The sequence below is a fragment of the Streptomyces thermolilacinus SPC6 genome, from assembly GCF_000478605.2.
Lineage (GTDB): Bacteria > Actinomycetota > Actinomycetes > Streptomycetales > Streptomycetaceae > Streptomyces > Streptomyces thermolilacinus.
This window is the reverse complement of record NZ_ASHX02000001.1, coordinates 476564-494046: the sequence shown is the minus strand read 5'-3', so window position 1 is coordinate 494046 and position 17483 is coordinate 476564. Positions and strand designations below refer to the sequence as shown.

General features: G+C 75.0%; 19 protein-coding genes. 10 read left to right on the top strand and 9 right to left on the bottom strand.

Going from position 1 to position 17483, the window contains the following annotated elements; translation table 11 throughout:
* Positions 1–12 precede the first annotated feature (12 nt).
* The gene (locus J116_RS02205; protein WP_023590994.1) at positions 13–1914 is read right to left on the bottom strand and encodes a sigma-70 family RNA polymerase sigma factor; all 1902 of its coding nucleotides are present in this window, start codon (positions 1912–1914) and stop codon (positions 13–15) included.
* Between the two features lie 240 nt (positions 1915–2154).
* Between J116_RS02205 and J116_RS02200 the strand changes: the two genes are divergently transcribed.
* Positions 2155–2826, top strand: a complete 672-nt coding sequence (locus J116_RS02200) for an SGNH/GDSL hydrolase family protein (RefSeq protein WP_023590995.1) — start codon at positions 2155–2157, stop codon at positions 2824–2826.
* On the opposite strand, the gene J116_RS02195 is transcribed toward J116_RS02200, so the two are convergent.
* Positions 2792–3559, bottom strand: coding sequence for a peptidoglycan recognition protein family protein (locus J116_RS02195; RefSeq protein WP_023590996.1), 768 nt, complete (start codon positions 3557–3559; stop codon positions 2792–2794). The genes J116_RS02200 and J116_RS02195 overlap by 35 nt on opposite strands.
* Positions 3560–3767: 208 nt before the next feature.
* On the opposite strand from J116_RS02195, the gene J116_RS02190 reads away from it, so the two are divergent.
* Positions 3768–5219 carry a WGR domain-containing protein gene (locus J116_RS02190; RefSeq protein ID WP_028964755.1) on the top strand — a complete coding sequence of 484 codons (1452 nt, stop codon included), beginning with the start codon at positions 3768–3770 and terminating at the stop codon, positions 5217–5219.
* Positions 5216–5707 carry a hypothetical protein gene (locus J116_RS02185; protein ID WP_028964756.1) on the top strand — a complete coding sequence of 164 codons (492 nt, stop codon included), beginning with the start codon at positions 5216–5218 and terminating at the stop codon, positions 5705–5707. The genes J116_RS02190 and J116_RS02185 overlap by 4 nt, the downstream gene beginning before the upstream one ends.
* 192 nt (positions 5708–5899) lie before the next feature.
* On the opposite strand, the gene J116_RS02180 is transcribed toward J116_RS02185, so the two are convergent.
* The gene (locus tag J116_RS02180) at positions 5900–6322 is read right to left on the bottom strand and encodes a DUF350 domain-containing protein (protein ID WP_023590998.1); all 423 of its coding nucleotides are present in this window, start codon (positions 6320–6322) and stop codon (positions 5900–5902) included.
* 241 nt (positions 6323–6563) lie between these two features.
* Between J116_RS02180 and J116_RS02175 the strand changes: the two genes are divergently transcribed.
* Together J116_RS02175 and J116_RS02170 are read left to right on the top strand one after the other, a co-directional pair.
* Positions 6564–7016: an SRPBCC family protein gene (locus tag J116_RS02175; RefSeq protein ID WP_023590999.1), complete on the top strand. Its 453-nt coding sequence runs from the start codon at positions 6564–6566 to the stop codon at positions 7014–7016.
* A gap of 47 nt (positions 7017–7063) precedes the next feature.
* Positions 7064–7729, top strand: coding sequence for an NADPH-dependent FMN reductase (locus tag J116_RS02170; protein WP_023591000.1), 666 nt, complete (start codon positions 7064–7066; stop codon positions 7727–7729).
* Here J116_RS02170 and J116_RS02165 read toward each other — a convergent pair.
* Complete coding sequence (locus J116_RS02165; protein WP_161492105.1) at positions 7726–8901, bottom strand: FUSC family protein; 1176 nt, start codon at positions 8899–8901, stop codon at positions 7726–7728. The genes J116_RS02170 and J116_RS02165 overlap by 4 nt on opposite strands.
* An 87-nt stretch (positions 8902–8988) precedes the next feature.
* Between J116_RS02165 and J116_RS02160 the strand changes: the two genes are divergently transcribed.
* On the top strand, positions 8989–9531 hold the full coding sequence (locus J116_RS02160; protein ID WP_023591002.1) for a DUF488 domain-containing protein: 543 nt from the start codon (positions 8989–8991) through the stop codon (positions 9529–9531).
* A 216-nt stretch (positions 9532–9747) separates the two neighbouring features.
* Here J116_RS02160 and J116_RS02155 read toward each other — a convergent pair whose 3' ends face one another.
* From J116_RS02155 to J116_RS02140, 4 genes are all read right to left on the bottom strand, one after another.
* Positions 9748–10803: a glucose 1-dehydrogenase gene (locus tag J116_RS02155; protein WP_023591003.1), complete on the bottom strand. Its 1056-nt coding sequence runs from the start codon at positions 10801–10803 to the stop codon at positions 9748–9750.
* 130 nt (positions 10804–10933) lie between these two features.
* The gene (locus J116_RS02150) at positions 10934–11182 is read right to left on the bottom strand and encodes a hypothetical protein (RefSeq protein ID WP_023591004.1); all 249 of its coding nucleotides are present in this window, start codon (positions 11180–11182) and stop codon (positions 10934–10936) included.
* Entirely contained in the window at positions 11179–11595 is a 417-nt protein-coding gene (locus J116_RS02145; protein WP_023591005.1) for a DUF1622 domain-containing protein, read from the bottom strand. Before J116_RS02145 ends, J116_RS02150 begins: the two co-directional genes overlap by 4 nt.
* 231 nt (positions 11596–11826) lie before the next feature.
* Positions 11827–12339 (bottom strand): gluconokinase, encoded by a 513-nt coding sequence (locus tag J116_RS02140; protein ID WP_023591006.1) that lies wholly within the window; start codon positions 12337–12339, stop codon positions 11827–11829.
* Positions 12340–12412: 73 nt separating this feature from the next.
* On the opposite strand from J116_RS02140, the gene J116_RS02135 reads away from it, so the two are divergent.
* The 4 genes from J116_RS02135 (at position 12413) to J116_RS02120 (ending at position 16314) form a co-directional block, all read left to right on the top strand.
* Complete coding sequence (locus J116_RS02135) at positions 12413–12706, top strand: hypothetical protein (protein WP_023591007.1); 294 nt, start codon at positions 12413–12415, stop codon at positions 12704–12706.
* 216 nt (positions 12707–12922) lie between these two features.
* Positions 12923–13780: a rhomboid family intramembrane serine protease gene (locus tag J116_RS02130; RefSeq protein ID WP_051203995.1), complete on the top strand. Its 858-nt coding sequence runs from the start codon at positions 12923–12925 to the stop codon at positions 13778–13780.
* A 249-nt stretch (positions 13781–14029) separates the two neighbouring features.
* Positions 14030–15205 (top strand): YncE family protein, encoded by a 1176-nt coding sequence (locus J116_RS02125; protein ID WP_023591009.1) that lies wholly within the window; start codon positions 14030–14032, stop codon positions 15203–15205.
* Between the two features lie 107 nt (positions 15206–15312).
* Positions 15313–16314 carry a winged helix-turn-helix domain-containing protein gene (locus J116_RS02120; RefSeq protein WP_023591010.1) on the top strand — a complete coding sequence of 334 codons (1002 nt, stop codon included), beginning with the start codon at positions 15313–15315 and terminating at the stop codon, positions 16312–16314.
* 78 nt (positions 16315–16392) lie between these two features.
* On the opposite strand, the gene J116_RS02115 is transcribed toward J116_RS02120, so the two are convergent.
* Complete coding sequence (locus tag J116_RS02115; RefSeq protein WP_023591011.1) at positions 16393–17472, bottom strand: DNA polymerase III subunit beta family protein; 1080 nt, start codon at positions 17470–17472, stop codon at positions 16393–16395.
* Positions 17473–17483 lie beyond the last annotated feature (11 nt).

Here is a 17483-nt window from a genome sequence, read left to right as displayed (position 1 = left end):
CCGCGCCGAGGCTCACGCGGGGCCGGCCAGGGTCTGCACCCACACGGTGCCCTCCGGCCCCGGCACCGCCGCCACACCCGTGTCCCGGTAGTGGCAGCCCAGCATGTTGTCCTGATGGATCGACCCGTCCATCCAGTCCTCGACGACCACCGCCGGGTCCTCGGTCCCCTGGTGCAGGTTCTCCGCCCACGCGCCCGCCCGGTACCCGGCGTCGGCCATCCGCGTGTCCGCGTGGCGGCCCTCCGGGTCGGCGTGGGCGAAGTAGCCCCGCGCCACCATGTCGCGCGCGTGGGCGCGGGCCGCCGCCGTCAGCCGGGGGTCCAGGCGCAGCGGGGCGCAGCCCGCCTCGGCGCGCCGCGTGTTCACCAGAGCGGTCAGCCGCTGCGCCGTGTCCGGCTCGGCCGTCCGGGTGGCGGTGGGCGTCGGCCGCGGCGTCACGGAGACCGTGGGGCTCGGGGGAGCGGTCGGCGACGGGGAGGGCGAGGGCGTACGGGACGGGGTCGGCGCAGCGGACGGCGTCACCGGCGCGGCGTGGCCCCTCGGCGGCGGCCCGTCAGGCACGGGCGCGGGCGCGTCGGGCGTCACCGGCCACAGCGCGGCCAACAGCGCGCCGCCCACGACCAGGCCCCCGACCGCGGCGGGCACCCGCCAGCGAGCCGCGCCCCCGGCCGGGCCCGCCAGGCCCTGCGCCGCGCCCGTTCCTGCCCCGTCCGCGACGGGGACCGCCCCACCCTGCGTACCGGTTCCTGCGGCGCCCTCCACCGAACCGTCCACGCCGTGCGCACCGGCCGGGTCGCCTGCGGGTCCGCCCACGCCGTACTCGCCGCCGGCAGGGCCGCCCGCGCCGGAACCGCCCGCCTCCGCGCGCGTAGTCCCCGACAAGGCGGCCACGGACACCCCGTCGGCCGCCGTCGCCGCCGTACTCTCCGCGGCCGCCTCGCCCGGCCCGCCCCACGCCGCTGCCCGCGTCCCGTCGGCCGCCATCGCCATCGCCGCCGTACCGTCCGCCGCGCCCGCCCCCGTGTCCCACGCCGCTCCCGTCGCGCCCGCCGCCCCGTCGGTGACCGCGCCTGTCGCGCCGTCAGGCAGTCCCGTGGACGCCGCCGTCACGGCCATCGCGCCGCCCCCCACGCCGGGGACCGGCGGGAACCCGGACAGCGGGACGACCAGGGCGAGGCCCGCCAGCAGGCCCTCGGCCGGTATCAGGTCCGCCCAGTGGCCGCCGCAGGCCCGGCAGCCACGGGCGTGCCGGGCCACGCGCTTGCGCCACACCGGCGCCGGACGCCCGTCCCAGTCCTCCGTCAGCCGCGCCAGCGCCCCGCACCGGGGCTTCGCCGCCAGGGCGCGCACCACCACCCGGCCCGTCTCCAGCTGGGCCTTCATCCGCTGCACCCGCACCGCCGCGTGCCGGGCCGGGACGCCCAGCGCCTCCGCCAGCTCCGCGCGCGTGAGCCCGCCCGACGCCTCCTGCCACCACAGGGAGAGCAGCGCCCGGTCGTCCTCGTCCAGCCACCGGGTCGCCTCGGCGACCTCCCGCCGCTGCCCGGACAGGCCGAGCCGCAGGATCGTCAGGTCCACGAAGTCGCCGGACGGGTCGGGCCGCTCCGTGACCCGTTCCAGCGTCGCCACCGGCGCCTGCTGGCGGTCGTTCCAGCGGCGGCGTATCTGGTTCATCGCGATGGCGACCAGCCACGACCGGAACCGGGACGGTTCGCGCAGCCCGCCGAGACCGTCCAGCGCCCGGAACATCGTGTCCTGCACGACGTCGTCGACGTCCGCGTGACCGTCCAGCGCACGCCCCACCACGTTGTAGACCAGCGGCAGATAGTCCTCGACGAGCTGCTCGCGCGCCCGGCCGTCGCCCGCCCGCGCCGCGCTCACCAGCTCCGGTATGTGCTCGCTGTCCCTGTGCATGACCTGCCTCGCCGTCGTCGCGTACGTCCTGTCGTAGGGGGGACCCGACGGCGCGGCCCCGACAACAGAAAACAGCCGGACCTTAACGATCCCGGCCCTCCGCCGAAACTTTCGAACCCCTGGGCGACCCTCACGGGCTCTTGCCGAGCGAGGCGCGGGCAACTTACGTTCCCCATGAAACCGTCCACGTCCTTGTCCGAGTCCATGTCCGGGCCCAGGCCCCCGGCTTCCGGAGTCCGCATGCCGCTGAACGTGCCCGCCGGTTCACACCTGCTGTTCCAGGGCGACTCCATCACCGACGGCGACCGCGACCGCAGCCCGCACACCCACGCCAACGCCGCTCTCGGCCACGGGTACGTGTACCTGGTCGCCGCGCGCGCCGCGGCCCGGGCACCCGGCCACCGCTGGCGGTTCACCAACCGGGGCGTGAGCGGCGACAAGGTCACCGACCTGGCCGCCCGCTGGCAGGCGGACGCGCTCGACATGGCCCCCGACGTCCTGTCCGTCCTCATCGGCGTCAACGACGCCTGGCGCGTCGTGGACGGCGAATCCGACGACCTCGACGCCGACGGCTTCCGCACCGTGTACGACGCGCTTCTCACCCGCACCCGCCTGGCGCTGCCGGACACCCGCCTGCTGCTGTGCGAACCGTTCAGCCTGCCCGGCGGCGCCGACGCCGACTTCGACGCCGCGCTCGCCGCGCAGGTGCAGCTGAGGCAGAAGGCGGTCGTCGAGCTCGCCGCCGCCCACGGCGCGGAACTCGTACGGCTCCAGCCGGTTTTCGACGAGGCCGCGCGCCGCGCGCCCGCCACCCACTGGATCTTCGACGGTGTGCACCCCACCCCCGCGGGCCACCAGCTGCTCGCCGACACGTGGGTCAGCGCCGCTGGAGCCGGGCCGCACGCGCGCTGATGTCGGGGAGCTTCGCGTACAGCGCCGCGCCCGGGCAGCGGGTCGCGTAGCCGTCCATGTGGCCGCTGACGACGGGCAGCACGGCCGTCGTGCCCTCCGCGAAACGCGACTCGTCGCTGGTGGAGACGAGAGTGACCGTGCCGCGCGGATCGGCCCCGGCGGGGTCCAGCTTCCAGGCGACCAGCCGGGCGATCGCGTCGAGCATCGGCTCGGGCACCTCCGCGCCCGCGGAGAACGTGCCGATCGCCGCGATTCCGACCGTCCCCTCGTTGAGGCCCTTGGTGTGGGCGCCGATGACGGCCCGGTCGACGCCGCCCGCGCGGCCCTCGTAGATGGTGCCGCACGCGTCGACCAGGAAGTTGTACCCGATGTCGTCCCAGTCCCTGCCGTACGCGTGCCCCGCGTACAGGTCCCGCAGCGTCGCGGGGACGCTGCGGCAGTCGTAGCCGTTCGGGGTGCTCGTGTGGTGGATGACCGCGGCCCGTACCGCGGGCGCGTACCGGGCGGCGGGCGCCGTCGACACGGCCTCCGCGTGCCACGCCGTACGGGGCACGATGGCGGGCCGGGGCCCTTGGTGACGGGCCGCGCGCTGCGGGGACGTGCTCCGCGACTCCGACGCGCCGGGCCCCGACGGGCCGGACGACTGGCCCAGCACCAGACTGGTCGCCACCAGCGAGCCGAGGACGGCCAGCGACGTGGCGGCGCGGGCTTTGCGGGTCCGCGGCAGCCGCATGCTCCCCGCCTCCTGACGCGTCCGGCCGCCCCGCGGCCGTGGTCTTCCTCCTCGTCGTCACCATCGTCGCCAACGAGGCCGTGAGCCGCGCGCCGGAGTGCTCCGTACGGGAGCGCTCGGGCGATTGTCAGTGCCGCGTCCTACGGTTTTTCCCAGTGGGACTCGCGGGACAGGCCGAGGGTCCGCCCTGGGGAGGGGTCTGTCAGTCATGTCTGCTGCCGTGTCCGTGGAGACGACGTACCTGGAGCTGTCGCAGGACGGCGGGGGTGCGCACAAGTTCTACGAGGTGACCGTCGAGGGCCAGACGGTGACGCTGCGGTACGGGCGGATCGGTGCCGCCGGCCAGACCCAGACGTCCACGTTCGCGACGGTGGAGAAGGCGCGCGCCGCCGCGGCGAAGAAGGTGGGGGAGAAGGTCCGCAAGGGGTACGCCCCGGCCGTCCCGGGCCAGCGGGCCCCGCGCGCGGTGACCCGCCGACAGGTGGCGTCGGCCCCGTCCACGGCCCGCGCGGTCGCGCCGGTGCTGTGGCGGTTCCGTACGGGTTCGGCGGCGTTCGGCATCCACGTGGACGACGAGCGCTGCTGGGTCGGGAACCAGGCGGGTGACGTCTACACGCTGGACCACGACGGCGCGGTCCACGCCCGCTTCAGCCTCCCCGACGGGGTGAAGTGCCTGGTCGCGGACGACTTCTGGATCTACGCGGGCTGTGACGACGGCCGCGTGTACGACCTGTCGTCGAAGCTGCCGTTCGCCGCGTACGACATCGCGGCGGACGTCGACATCTTCTGGCTCGACATCCACGAGGGCGTGCTGAACGTGTCGGACCGCGACGGCCGGCTCACCGTCATCGACCACGAGGACGAGCATCAGTGGGCGCGCCGCAGCCAGGGCGAGCACGCCTGGATGATCCGCGCCGACGACCGGGCCGTCTACCACGGCCACCACCGGGGCGTGACGGCGTACGCGCCCGACGGCGGCGGCGAGCTGTGGCACACGCAGACGAAGGGCGGCGTCCTGTTCGGCTGGCAGGAGGACACGGCCGTGTACGCGGGCACCGCGCACCGCGTCGTGCAGCGGCTGGCGAAGGACGACGGCCGGATCGAGGCGACGTACACCTGCGACAGCGCCGTGTACTCCTGCGCCACCTCGCCGGGCGGCCGTTTCGTCTTCGCCGGTGACGCCGCGTCGTCCGTGTACTGCTTCGACCGCGACGGCACGCGCCTGTGGAAGCTCGGCACGGGCGGCGGCTCAGCCCTGTCGATGCAGTACCGGGACGAGCGGCTCTACCTGGTGACGACGGACGGCTCGCTGGTCTGCGTGGACGCGAGCGAGGCGGCGATCCAGGCCGCCCAGCGGGGCACGGTCCCGGTCGCCCGGGACGTGAAGCTCGCCGCCGCCCTGCCGACGTACGCCCCGGCGACCGCCGCGGCCTCGGTGGCGACCGTGACGGACGCCCCGGCGGGTTCGGTCGTCGTGGAGTGCGTCCAGAGCGGCGGCAGGCTCCGGGTGCACGTCGTGTCCGAGGGCTACGAGCCGTCGTGGAACGTCCAGTTCCCGCGCGCGATACGGGAGCCCGGCGCGCGGTACGTGGTGGACGCCCTGCACCCGGCGGCGGGCGGCTTCTACCGGGTGCGCGGCGACATCAGGCGGCTGCGGTGACCGGGGCGGGCGCCGCGTTCGAAGCCGCCACCGGGGACGGGCCGCCGCTTCCCGGCCCGGAGGCGGACCCGGCGGCGGCCGAGCGGCGCGCCAACGAGGTGCGGGTCGCGTACGAGGGTCTGCTCCAGATCCGGCGGCTCACCAACACCGGGGGCGGCGACCCCAGGGCCGTACCGGCCCCTTGGGAGCGCAACCAGCCGGTCAGGGCGGTCGCCCTGGCGCTGGAGGCGGCCGGTGTCCCGCCGTCCGCGCTGGACGCCGAGGGCCGGAGGGTCAGGACCGGGTACCGGGCCGGCCCCGGCGAGCGGCCCGGGCAGGTGCGGGTGGAGTGGGTGGGCCCGCCGGGCAGCGGCGCCGCCCAGGAGGAGGACACCGCCCTCGCGCGCTGCGCGCGGGCGCTGGAGCGGCTCGGCTGGGAGGCGCTGCTGTACCGGGGGCCGCGACGCCGCCGCCATCTGGAGGTCGAGCCGATACCGGCCCCCGGCTGACCGGGGGCCGAGGCTCGGTGCCGGGCCGAGGCGGGCCCGGCCCGGGGCTCAGGCCGGGCGTTCAACGGCTGAGCGTTCAGGGAGCGGGCGCTCGAAGGTGAACACTCGGCGATCGGGCGCTCGGAGGTGAACACTCGCGCCGGGCGCGCGGAGGGCGAACGGTCAGCGGCGAGGCGTTCGGAGACCGGACGCTCAGGCGATGGACGCCGACACGATGGCGGAGACCGCGAGGTTGCAGGAGGCTGTCACCCACACCGCCGGGTGTGGCTCCGGTTCGACCAGCAGCGCACCCAGACGGCCCGGAGTGATCCAGTCCACCACGAGGAACGCCACCGCCATCATCACCAGGCCCAGCAGCCCGAACACGGCGGTCGACACGAGGCCCTTGGCGAAGTCGTCGTACGTGGACCAGATGGAGGTGAAGACGATGCCGCCGATGCCGAGCAGCGCCGAGCTCAGCAGCAGGGCGCCGTTGCGGTTGCGCTGCTCCCAGATGAGCCGCCGGAGGTTGCCGGGCGTCAGCACGTCCATCAGGACTATCCCGAGGATCAGCAGGATCAGGCCGAGCCCGCCGTAAGCGGCGGCCCGCCCGAGTCCGTTGACGATGTCGATCATGGTGAGCCGGCTCCCCGTTGCAGAAGGTGATCATGAGTGATCGCGGTCAAGGCGACGAAAATGTAGCGCACCGCCGTGGCGCCCCCCCACGCGCGCGGGCAGGGGGAACGCCCGTGACCCGTATGGACGCGCCACCCGGCGCGCGGCGCCCACTGCCGCGCACAGTGGTACGGGCAGGCGGCCGGGTACGCGTCCCGCCGCCCCGTGCCCCGACAGCCCCGACGCCTGGAGGGACGACCGGATGGCGCTCGACGTGACGGCGGAGCGGCTGATCCCGCTGCCCCGCGACCGGGTGGCCGGCTACGCGATGGACTGGCGGCACGACGCCGTGTGGACGCAGGGCATCCGCGAGGCGCGGCTCACGCGCGCGGCGGACCGGGGCGGTTTCGGGCCCGGCGCCGAGGTGACGCGCACGGCGTACTTCCTCGGCAAGCGGATCGACTACGTCCTGCGCGTCGCCGCTTACGAGCCCTCCCGGCTGCTCGACATGGTGTCGGTGGCCGGGCCGCTGCCGATGCACGTCACGTACACGTTCGACCTCCACCCGCGCGGCACCCTCGCCCGCATCCGGGTACGGGGCGACGCCGCCGCGCACTACCGGCTCGCCGCACCGCTCATGGCGTGGAAGGTCCGCTCGTCACTCCGCAAGGACCTGCGGGACCTGGAGCGGGTACTGACGAGCAGTCCCCCCTGACCCCGGCACACCGCTACGCCCACGACCGACGAAAGGCCCAGCCCCACATGAGCAGCACGACCGACCGCCGCCCGCTGTCGTTCCTCGTCATGACCGGCTCCCGGCGGGCCGACTCGTTCAACACGAAGCTCGCCCGGCTGGCCGTGGACGCCGTCGAGGCCAACGGCGCGTCCGCCGCGTTCGCCACCATCAGGGATTTCGAAGTGCCCGACTACGACGGCGACGCCGAGCGCAGCGACGGCATCCCGCCCGGCGCCGAGCGGTTCCGGGAACGGCTCAACGACGTGGACGCCCTGGTCATCGCGTCGCCCGAGTACAACGCCTCGGTGCCCGGCGTCGTGAAGAACCTCATCGACTGGGCGTCCCGCTTCCGCCCGCAGCCCTTCAACGAACTCCAGGTGCTCCTCCTGTCGGCCTCGCCGTCGATGGTCGGCGGCAACCGCGGCCTGTGGGCCCTGCGCGTCCCGCTGGAACACCTCGGCGCCCGCGTCTACCCCGACATGTTCTCCCTGGCCGCCGCCCACACCCAGCTCGGCGAGGACGGCCGGATCGCCGACGAGACCCTCCGGGAGCGCTTCGAGGCGAACATCGTCAACTTCATGAACCTGGTCGAGGCCGCCACGCACTACCCGTGCGTCAAGAAGGCCTGGGTCGAGTACCTCGGCGAACGCCCCGACCCGGCGTTCGACCGCATCCAGGCGGAGACCCGTTAGCCCCGGTCCTCCTCGTCGTGCGGCGGTTCCTCCAGCAGCCGCTGCACGGCCCGGTGGGCGTCCACGAGGAGCGAGCCGTACAGCCCCATCCACTCAGGGTCGTCGACACCCCGCCCCCCCAGGAGCCGCCGCAGGTCCCCGTGCGCGGCCTCCGCCTCCGCGACGGCCCGCCGAAGCCGCGCCCGCGCCTCCCGCGAGTCCTCCGTGACGACGTGCCCGAACGCCTCCACGGCGGCGGCCACGCGCTCCAGCAGCCGCGCGTACCGGGCCGCCACGTCCTCCTCCGGGCGCGGCCTGGCGGTGCTGTCGTCGGCGGCCTCCAGGAGGGTGTGCGCCAGGTCGCGCGTGTAGCGGGCGAGCTCCTCGAGGACGTACACCGTGTGGGCGTACGTCCCGCTCCGGCGCAGCAGCCGGGCGCGGCGGGGCGCGGCCGGGTTGAGCCGGGCGCTCTCCTCGGTCCAGGCCAGCGCCTCCCGCGCCTCGCCCACCAGCTCGGTGACCCGCCGCGCCCGCCGGTCCCACTCGCGGGCGTCCCCGTGGTCCCAGGCGCCGCCCAGCCCCCGGGCGATGCCGGCCAGGCACTCCGACGCAGCGTCGGCGGCGGTGCGCAGCGCGTTGTGGCTGTCGCGCAGGTACACCGGGGGCAGGATCAGCATGTTGACGGCCACCCCGACCCCCGCGCCCAGCAGCGACTCCAGCAGCCGCGCCACGGCCTGGTCGACGCTCGGGTCGCCGGTGGTGAGCGTGAAGAGGGCCGCCGTGGCGCCGTAGATCCCCTGGTCACCGAGCTTGCGCCAGTTGCCGACCAGCAGCGTGACGGGGAGGACCAGCACCATGGCGAGCGTCGGATCGCCCACGGCCATGCCCGTGAGGGTCGCGAGGGTCGTGCCCAGGGCGATCGCGCCGAACTGCTCCAGGCTTTCCGTCATCGACCGGTACACCGTCGTCCGTACCAGCGCGACCGCCACCCACGGGGCGATGAACGGCATCGGCGCCCGCAGCACCTGGCTCGCGATGATCCACGCGACCAGGGCCGCCAGCGCGGCCTTGAGCGACTGGACGGCCAGGTCGCGCTCGCGCCCGGGGCCCGCGCAGGCCCGCCGTACGGCGCCCGCCGTCGACAGTGCCTCGGCGCGCAGGGCTTCGGGGAGGTGGTGCCAGGGTTTCGCCATCCGGTGCATGTGCCACGAAGCGCCCGCCCGCACACCTCCCGCCGCGCTGCGGCTGCGCGCCCCGGCCGGGCCCGCCACGCTGGAGGGATGGAGCCCAGGCTGATCACGTTCGGGCACGGCACGGCCCCGCGCCAGCGCATCGTGGAACTGCTGAGGGGCGCGGACGTAGGCACCCTGGTGGACGTGCGCACCGCGCCGGGCAGCCGCCGCGACCCGGACGTGTCCCGCGCCCGGCTCGCCGAGTGGCTGCCGGACAGCGGCATCGCGTACCGGTGGGAGCAGGACCTCGGAGGGTTCCGCAAGCCGCCCGCCGACAGCCCGGACGTCGTCTGGCGCAACACGTCCTTCCGGGGCTACGCCGCCCACACCCGCACACCCGGGTTCGTCGCCGCCATGGACCGGCTGACCGGCGCGACGGAGGCGGGCCGTACGGCGGTGATGTGCGGCGAGGCGGTGTGGTGGCGCTGCCACCGGCGGCTCATCGCCGACTTCGCCGTCCTCGCGCGGGCCACGCCGACGGCCCATCTGATGCACGACGGGCGGCTGACGCCCCACTCGCCCACGCCGGGCGCACGGCTCCGGGACGACGGGCTCCTCGTCTACGACGATCTCGCGGCGGCGGGGGAGTAGGCACCTGGTACCGGGCCGCAGCCCCCGGCAGCAGCGCGCGTAGCACCCGGCTCCGCGCCGAAGAGGCCCGGCAGCGCGTCACGAAGCCGGCTTGGGCCCGAGGGGCCCGGCTCCGCGCCGACGACACCCGGTTCCACGCCCGAGACACCCGGCTCCGCCCCGCACGGCGCGCCGAGGACCCCGGCGGGCACGGCCGACCGACTCCGCCCGGTTGCCTCACTCCCCGTCCAGGGCGATGACCACCTTCACGTCGTCCTCGCGCGCCGCGAACGCCTCGCGGAAACGCTCCAGCGGCACCCGCCGGGTGACCAGGCCGTCCAGCCAGGTCCCGTCGGCCCGCGCCAGGACGTCGGCGGCCTCCCGGTAGTGGTCGAGGTTGGCGTTCACCGAGCCGACCACCACGTCGTTCTCCAGCACCAGGTCCCGGTTGACCATCCCGGCGTCCACCGTGATGTGCCGACCGGCGGAGGACACGCCGGTCAGGCACAGGACGCCGTACGGGGTGGTGCCCGACATCGCCGCGAACACGACCCGCGCCGCGCCGGTCGCCTCGATCACCACGTCGGGCCGCACCGTGTCCAGCACGTCCGCCACGTCACCGCTGTGGTACGTCGCGCCGAGCTCCCGTACGAGCGCGGGCTTCGGGCCCCGGTCCACGCGGTCCAGGACGTGCGTCTCCAGGCCCCGCTGCACCCCGGTCAGCGCGGCGAGCAGACCGATCGGCCCCGCCCCGGTCACCAGGGCGCGCCGGGGCTCGAACCACGAGCGGGCGCCCACCAGGTCCACCTGCCGCCACGCCTTGGCCACGACGGACGTGGGCTCCAGCAGCGTCCCCACCCGCTCCAGGCGCCGATCGAGCGTGACGGCGTAGTCGCTCTCCACGGTCCAGTACTCGGCGCCGTACCCGTCGAGCTCCTTGATGCCGCGCTCCCGGTAGCGGCCGTTGCGGCACATGTCGAAGTGGCCGCGCGCGCAGGCCCCGCACGGCTCCGGGTCGGGGCGCCGGACCACGCCGACCACCAGGTCGCCCGGCGAGAAGCCGCTCCCGGGCGGCGCCTGCTCCACCCGGCCCAGCGACTCGTGCCCGGCCACCATCCAGTCGCGCCCGGCGGGCGCGGTGCCGTACTGGCCGTCGGCGATCTCCCGGTCCGTGCCGCACACCCCCAGCGCCAGGCCCCGCACCAGCAGTTCGCCGGGGCCGGGGGAGGGGTGCGGCAGCTCCCGCACCTTCATCGAGGCGTTCGGTCCTGGCCGGACGGTCAGCGCGCGCATGGGCATCACTCCGTTCCACATCAAGGGGTGGGGAACTGCGGTGGCGGCCGGTTTCCACCGCGTACGAGAGCGGCGTCACCCACGGTACGGAGGCGGGGCCCGCGCCGCTCACGGGAGACCACCGCGCACCTCACGGCGCGGCCCGGGACAGCGCCAGGCCCGATCCGATCAGCCTGCGCAGCGCGATCACCGCGGCGGCCGTCAGGATGCCGTCCCACGCCGGGTCCCCGGCCAGCCGCAGCAGACCGGCGGCGGTCAGGAAGTCGAGCAGCACGCCCAGCGCGCGGCGGGCCTCACGGGTGATCCGGTAGGCGGCCGCGGCGGAGACGAGTCCCGCGCCGGTGAGCAGCACGGCGGCGGCCTGGAGCCAGGCGTTCACGACGGCGTCCCCTGCGCGGGCCGCTCCAGCGGGGCGGCCTCCTCGCCGCGCGCGATCTCCGCGCGCTCCTGCGCGATCTCGCGGCCGAGAAAGTAGTTGAGCGCGGTACGGATGGCCGCGATCGCCGCCAGCTGCCCGATCTCGGTGAAGCTCGGCGCGACCGCCGTGCGCAGCACGTCCCCGGCGAGCTGGAACTCCAGGCCCAGCACCAGGAAACGCCCCAGGCTCAGCCGGATGCGGTTGAAACCGGCCACCCTGTCGCGGCCCCGCAGGCCCGCCTTGACGAACTGGACGAACGCCCAGGCGGCGCCCAGGAAGATGATCAGCGCTCCGGCGGCCTCCACGAGGCGGACCAGGACCCCGATGGCGTCGCGGAGCGTCGATTCGGGCAGGAGTTCCACCGACACGATCATGGCAGCCAGGTACCCCGACGGCTCCGCGCCGATGCCCGGCGTGGTCCACCCGGCGCACCGGCCGTACGCGGCGCACCCGGCGCACCCGACTGGCCGGGCACGTGCGACGACATCTGCGGCCGGCCTGCCGTACGCGGCCCGGCGGCCCCACTTGGCCCGCTCCTCCCGCGCCAGGCGGTTCCGGCGCCGCTCACGCTGCCGCCCTCACGATGGCGCCTCGCGACCCAGCCCTCACGACGCAGCCCTCACGGCGGCGAGCGCCAGCACGGTCGTCTCCTCCTGGGTGCCCTCGACCGACACGACGGCGCCCGGTTCCTCCGGGCCCAGCGGCTCCAGGGCGGCGAACTGCGAGCGCAGCAGGCTCGCCGGCATGAAGTGGCCGCGCCGGGCGGCGATGCGCTCGGCGATCAGCTCGGCCGGACCGTGCAGATGGACGAAGAAGACCTGCGGTGACACGACGGTCAGCCGGTCCCGGTACCTCCGCTTGAGAGCCGAGCAGGTGATCACCCCGCCGTGCTCGACGTGCGCGCCGAGCCACGCGGCGACGCGCTCCAGCCACGGCGCCCGGTCCTCATCGGTCAGGGGCGCGCCCGCCTCCATCTTGGCGATGTTGTCCGGCGGGTGGAGGTCGTCCCCCTCCTCGTACGGCACGCCCAGCCGCTCGGCCAGGGCCCGGCCGATGGTGGACTTGCCGGAGCCGGACACTCCCACCACGACGACCAGCGGAAACGCGCGATCCGGCATGTCCCTCCCAGCTCCGTGTCCATGTCCTGGCCGCGCCCGAGTACCCGCGGGGAACGCCTCGTACGCGACGGGATTGAGCCGCCCCGACCGGGTCACCCGGCGGGAGTACGGCACGAACGGCACGTACGGCACGAACGGCACGTACGGCACGAACGGCACGAAGAGAGGAGCGGCCATGAGCGGGACGGAAGGCCACGAGACCCCGCTGGAACGGGTCACGGGTGAGAAGGACGTCCACCCGGAGGAGGAGCGCGAGCGCGGCCGCCCGGACGAGCGGCGCGAGCGCGGAGCCGAGGAGACGGAGCAGGGCGGCGGAGAAGCCCGGCGGGGAGGTATCGAGGGCGGCGGCTGGGACGCGGAGTCGTAGCGACGCGTGCGCCCATCGCACACCGGGACACGGGCGGCACGGGCGGCATGGACGGTTCGGGCGGTATGGGCGGTACGGGGCGCCCGCCGATCCGCTGGGCCCGTCGCACGACCGAAACCGGCGGCGGAACGGCCGGCCGGATCAGGTCCGCTCGAATCAGACGCATTCATACACATCGGCCGCATTCATACACATATGACCGGGCAATGATCCGTTGTGGTCATTCCCGTTCATGATGCGAACCCGGCGCGGCGGGTCCCCTGGGTGACGTACGCGCTGATCGTCGCCAACGTCGTCGTCTTCCTGCGCACACCCGGCGTCGCCGGCTCGCTGACGGGGGACACCGGACTGGCGCAGCTGTGCCGGCTGGAGTCGTTCCTCGACCAGTGGGCGGCCGTGCCGCGCGAGCTGATCCACGACCGGATGTCCCGGCTGGTGCCCACCGGGCAGGTGGGTGTCGGGCCGTCCGGCCCCGGCTGCGTGGTGGCCCCGCCGGACTACGACAAGTCGCCGCCGCTGTCCGTCCTCACGGCGATGTTCCTGCACGGCGGCTGGGCGCACCTGATCGGCAACATGCTCTTCCTCTGGGTGTTCGGCGACAACGTCGAGGACCGCCTCGGCAAGGCGCGCTACCTGCTGTTCTACGGCCTGTGCGGCTACGCCGCCACGTACGGCTTCGCCCTCGCCGACCCGGACTCGCCCACCCCGCTGATCGGCGCCTCGGGCGCGGTCGCCGGGGTGCTCGGCGCGTACCTGGTGCTCTACCCCCGCGCCCGGGTGTGGGCGCTGGTGCCGTTCCTGATCCTGCTGCCGCTGCGGCTGCCCGCGTGGTCGGTGCTCGGGCTGTGGTTCGTCCTCCAGGCGGTGTTCTCGTACGGGGCGGGCGTCTCCGGCGCGGGCACCGTGGCGTACCTGGCGCATGTCGTCGGCTTCGCCGTCGGGATGCTGTGCGCCTGGCCGCTGCGCCGCGGCACGCCACCGCCGCCGGACCCGCCGCGACCGCTGTGGGGCCCGCAGGCGAGGCCGGGCCCGACGTGGCCGGGGCGGCCGAGGCGGCCGGGCCAGGGCTGGTGACGGCGGGCACCGCCGCCCGTACCTGAGCGGCACCGCCGCCCGTACCGCCGCTGGCGCCGACCCCGGGCCCGGGGATGTCAGCCGATCGGATGACCGGGACGCGCGCGCTCGGGTGGAGGCTGGTGACACGGCGCGCGAACGCCGCTCCGGCGCCCTGCCGGGGGACCCCGACCGGACCCCGACCACGCACACCACGCAGACCACGCACACGAGACGCCACACGACCGACTCGGAGCCACAGGCCCACCCATGCACAGGTACAGCCGACAGACCACGGCAACGCTCGCCGCGCTGGCCGCCGCCGCGGTGCTGCTCACCGGTTGCAGCCCGGCACCGCCCGCGCCCTCGCCGCAGCGCCCCCAGGCGTCCACGGCCCCGGCGACACCCGCCCCCACGACACCCGCCCCTCCGACACCACGTACCGCGACACCCTCCGCCGCCCCGGACGCCACCCTCCTGGTCACGGACTTCGGCGCGGACACCGTCACGTTCGTGGACGCGTCCCGGCGGGGCGCGGCCGCCGACCTGGGGTCGGTCCGCGTGGGCACGGCCCCGTACGGGATCGCGCTCGGCGTCGACGGAACGGCCTGGGTGGCGACGGCGGAGGGCGTCGCGGCCGTGGACACCCGCGCCCGCGTGCGCACCGCGCTCATCCCGTACGCGACCGACACGGGTCCGGTGACGACCGGGGAGTACCGGGGCGGCGGCATGGGCATCGCGCTGTCCCCGGACGGCAGGCGGGTCTACGTCGGCGTGAACGTCCCCGGCGGCGACGGCGCGCTGGAGGTGATCGACACCGCGCGGCGGGCGGTCGTCGGGACGGTGCCGGTCGGCCGCCGCCCGTTCGACGTGGACGTGTCACGGGACGGCCGCCATGTGTACGCCACCAACCACGACTCCTTCGACGTCACGGTCGTCGCCACCGACGACTGGTCGGCCCGCCGCGTCGAAGTGGCCCCGTACGGCACGGAGGGCGGCCTCGACTCCTGGCTGAAACCGCACTACACCGTCGTACGCCGCTCCGACGGCGCCCTCCTGCTGCCGTTCGAGGGGGAGCGGCTCGCGGTGGTGGACCCCGCGACCGGCCGCGTACGGATCGAGCGCATGACCGCCGACACCCATCAGCACGGCGCCGCGGTCGCGGACGACGGCACGCTGTACGTGGTCGGCACGGGGCCGATCGACCCGTCCGCGGACGCGGGCCCGTCCCTGACCATCCGCACTCCCGCCGGACGCGAACGGCTCGTCCCGCTGGACGGGCCCCACGAGAACGTCGCGCTGTCGGCCGACGGCACCACCGCGTACGTCTCCGGAGGCTTCACCCGCGACGGCTACTGGAACGGCCTCAGCGTCGTCGACGCGGCCACGGGCCGGGTCACCCGCGTCCCCGTCGGCGAACGCCCCCTGGGCATCGCGGTCCTCTGAACCGCCCGGCACTCCGGCCGCGAACGAAGCGCGGGCGCGGCCTCCTCGACGCGGGGCCCGCCGGGCGGCACAGTGGGAAGGCGCGTGAACGGCCAGGGGGAGGATTCGTGACGGGTGGCGTACTGCGGCTCGACCCGGTGGAGCGGCTCTCGGTGCAGGTGACACTCCATCCGGGGGGAACCGTCTTCTCCGTACTGAAGGACGTCTTCAGGGCGCCGCCCGAGCGGGTTCCCGCCCAGTGGCGCACGGCCCTGCGGATGGCGGTGCCGACCCGCGCCCTCGACGCGGTGCGGCCGGTGTTCGCCCAGGGCGGCTGCTACATGCCGGACGGCCTGGCCCTCATCGCCGACCTGACGGCCTCCAACCTCGCGGAGGTCGGCGCCGGACTCCGCGCCCTCGACCCGCACCGCGCGGCCGCCGAGGTGTCCGCGCACTACGACGGGACCCCGCCGCCGGTCTGGCGGGGCCTGATCGACGACCCGCGCGGCTTCCTCACGGCGTACACGCTGGTCGTGGAGGCCGTCGCGCAGGCCCTCGCCCCGAGGTGGCGCAGGGCCGAGCCGCTGCTGTCGCGGGAGACCGAGCGGGTCGGCGCCGCCGTCGTCACCGGCGCGGTGGACGCCCTGCTCGGCACGCTGCCCGCCCCGGTCCGCTACCAGGAGGGCCGGATGCTGCTCACCCACCGCTGCGGGATCGAGGCGCTGGAGGGCCGTCCCCTCGTGCTGATGCCGCTCGTGGCCGGGTACAGCTCGGGCATGTACGGCGTGGACCGCGACGACGCGGTGTGGTTCGCCTACCCGGTGCCCGGCCTGGGCCACCTGGCCACCACCGGCACGCCCGGCGACGCGGCGCCCGCCGACGGCGACCCGCTGGGCCTGGTGCTGGGGCCGGTGAGGTCGCGGATCCTGCGGCGCCTGCCCTACCGGCCCACGCTCGGCCGACTGAGCCGGGAACTGTCGCTGAGCCCCAGCACACTGACGTACCACTGCGACCAGCTGGCGGCGGCGGGCCTCCTCCACCGCCAACGCCAGGGCCGCCAGGTCGTCGTCAGTGCCACCCCCCGCGGCACGGCCCTGACGGAACTCCTCACCGGCATCCGCGACAACTGAAGCGTCGTCCAGGTCGCTCACGGTCGTATATCCGACGAGCTGGCGCGAAGGCCCTTGCGTGCGGGCCCCGTCGCCTCGCTAGTCCTCCAGCCGGACCGGCATCAGGATGGAGAGGCCGTCCTCGTCGTCAGGGCGGCGGATCGCGAGCGGGGTGGTGGGGGCGTCGACTTCCAGGAGCAGCCGGTCACGGGCCCCCGCGGCCAGCGCCTCCAGCAGGAAGCCACGGTTGACCGCCACGCGGTCCGGACCGTCGTCGTCGTGCGGGACGAGCGTCACCGTGCCGTCGTCCGCCACCCTGAGCACGCTCAGATCAGGTATGCCGCCGTCGCCGGAACGTACGGGTCCTGTCTCCAGCGCCCTGCGGAACGCGGTCACCTCCACGAGAGCGCGGCGCCCGCCGGGCGCGGGCAGCAGACGACGGTAGTCGGGGAAGTCGTGGTCGAGGCAGTTACCGGACACCTGGCGGTCCCCGGCCTCCAGCGTCACGCGGCCACCGTCCGCGGACAGCCTTACGTCCCCGTCGCCGTGCAGCAGCGCCCGCATCGCGTCGGCGAGCGGCGAGGGCACGATGACCTGGACCCGCTCCCCGTCGTGCCCGGCGACAGCGGCCCGCGCCACGGCCATGCGGTACCGGTCGGTCGCCACGGTCCGGAGGCTCGCGCCCTCGATGTCCAGGAGCACCCCGCCCAGCATCGGCAGCTCAGGGGCGGAACCGACGGCGAAGCGGACCGAGTCCAGCGCGGCGGCCAGTTCGGGCGCGGCGGCGGACAGTTGGACGGCAACGGTGAGCGGCGATGTCATCTGGTTCTCCCTGTGGTCGAGTACTTCCCGGAGCGCGGAGAACTCGCCGCGGGCGTCGGACAGCCCGTGTTCGAGTCGGCGAAGATGTGCGTCGAGCAGCTGCCGTACGAGGCCGGTGTCCGCGCCGGACCAGCCGGCCAGCACCAGCCGGATGTCCGCCAGCGGCATCCCGGCGCGACGCAACCGCGCCAGGAGACGGGCCTCCTCGACCTGCTCGGGCCCGTACCAGCGGTAGCCGCTGTCCGGGGCCACCCAGGCGGGGACCAGCACACCGGCCCGGTCGTAGAATCGCAGGGCACTCACGCCCAGACCGCTGTCCCGGGCCATCTCGCCGATGCTGCGCATGTCGTTCTCCACACCCGGAACTC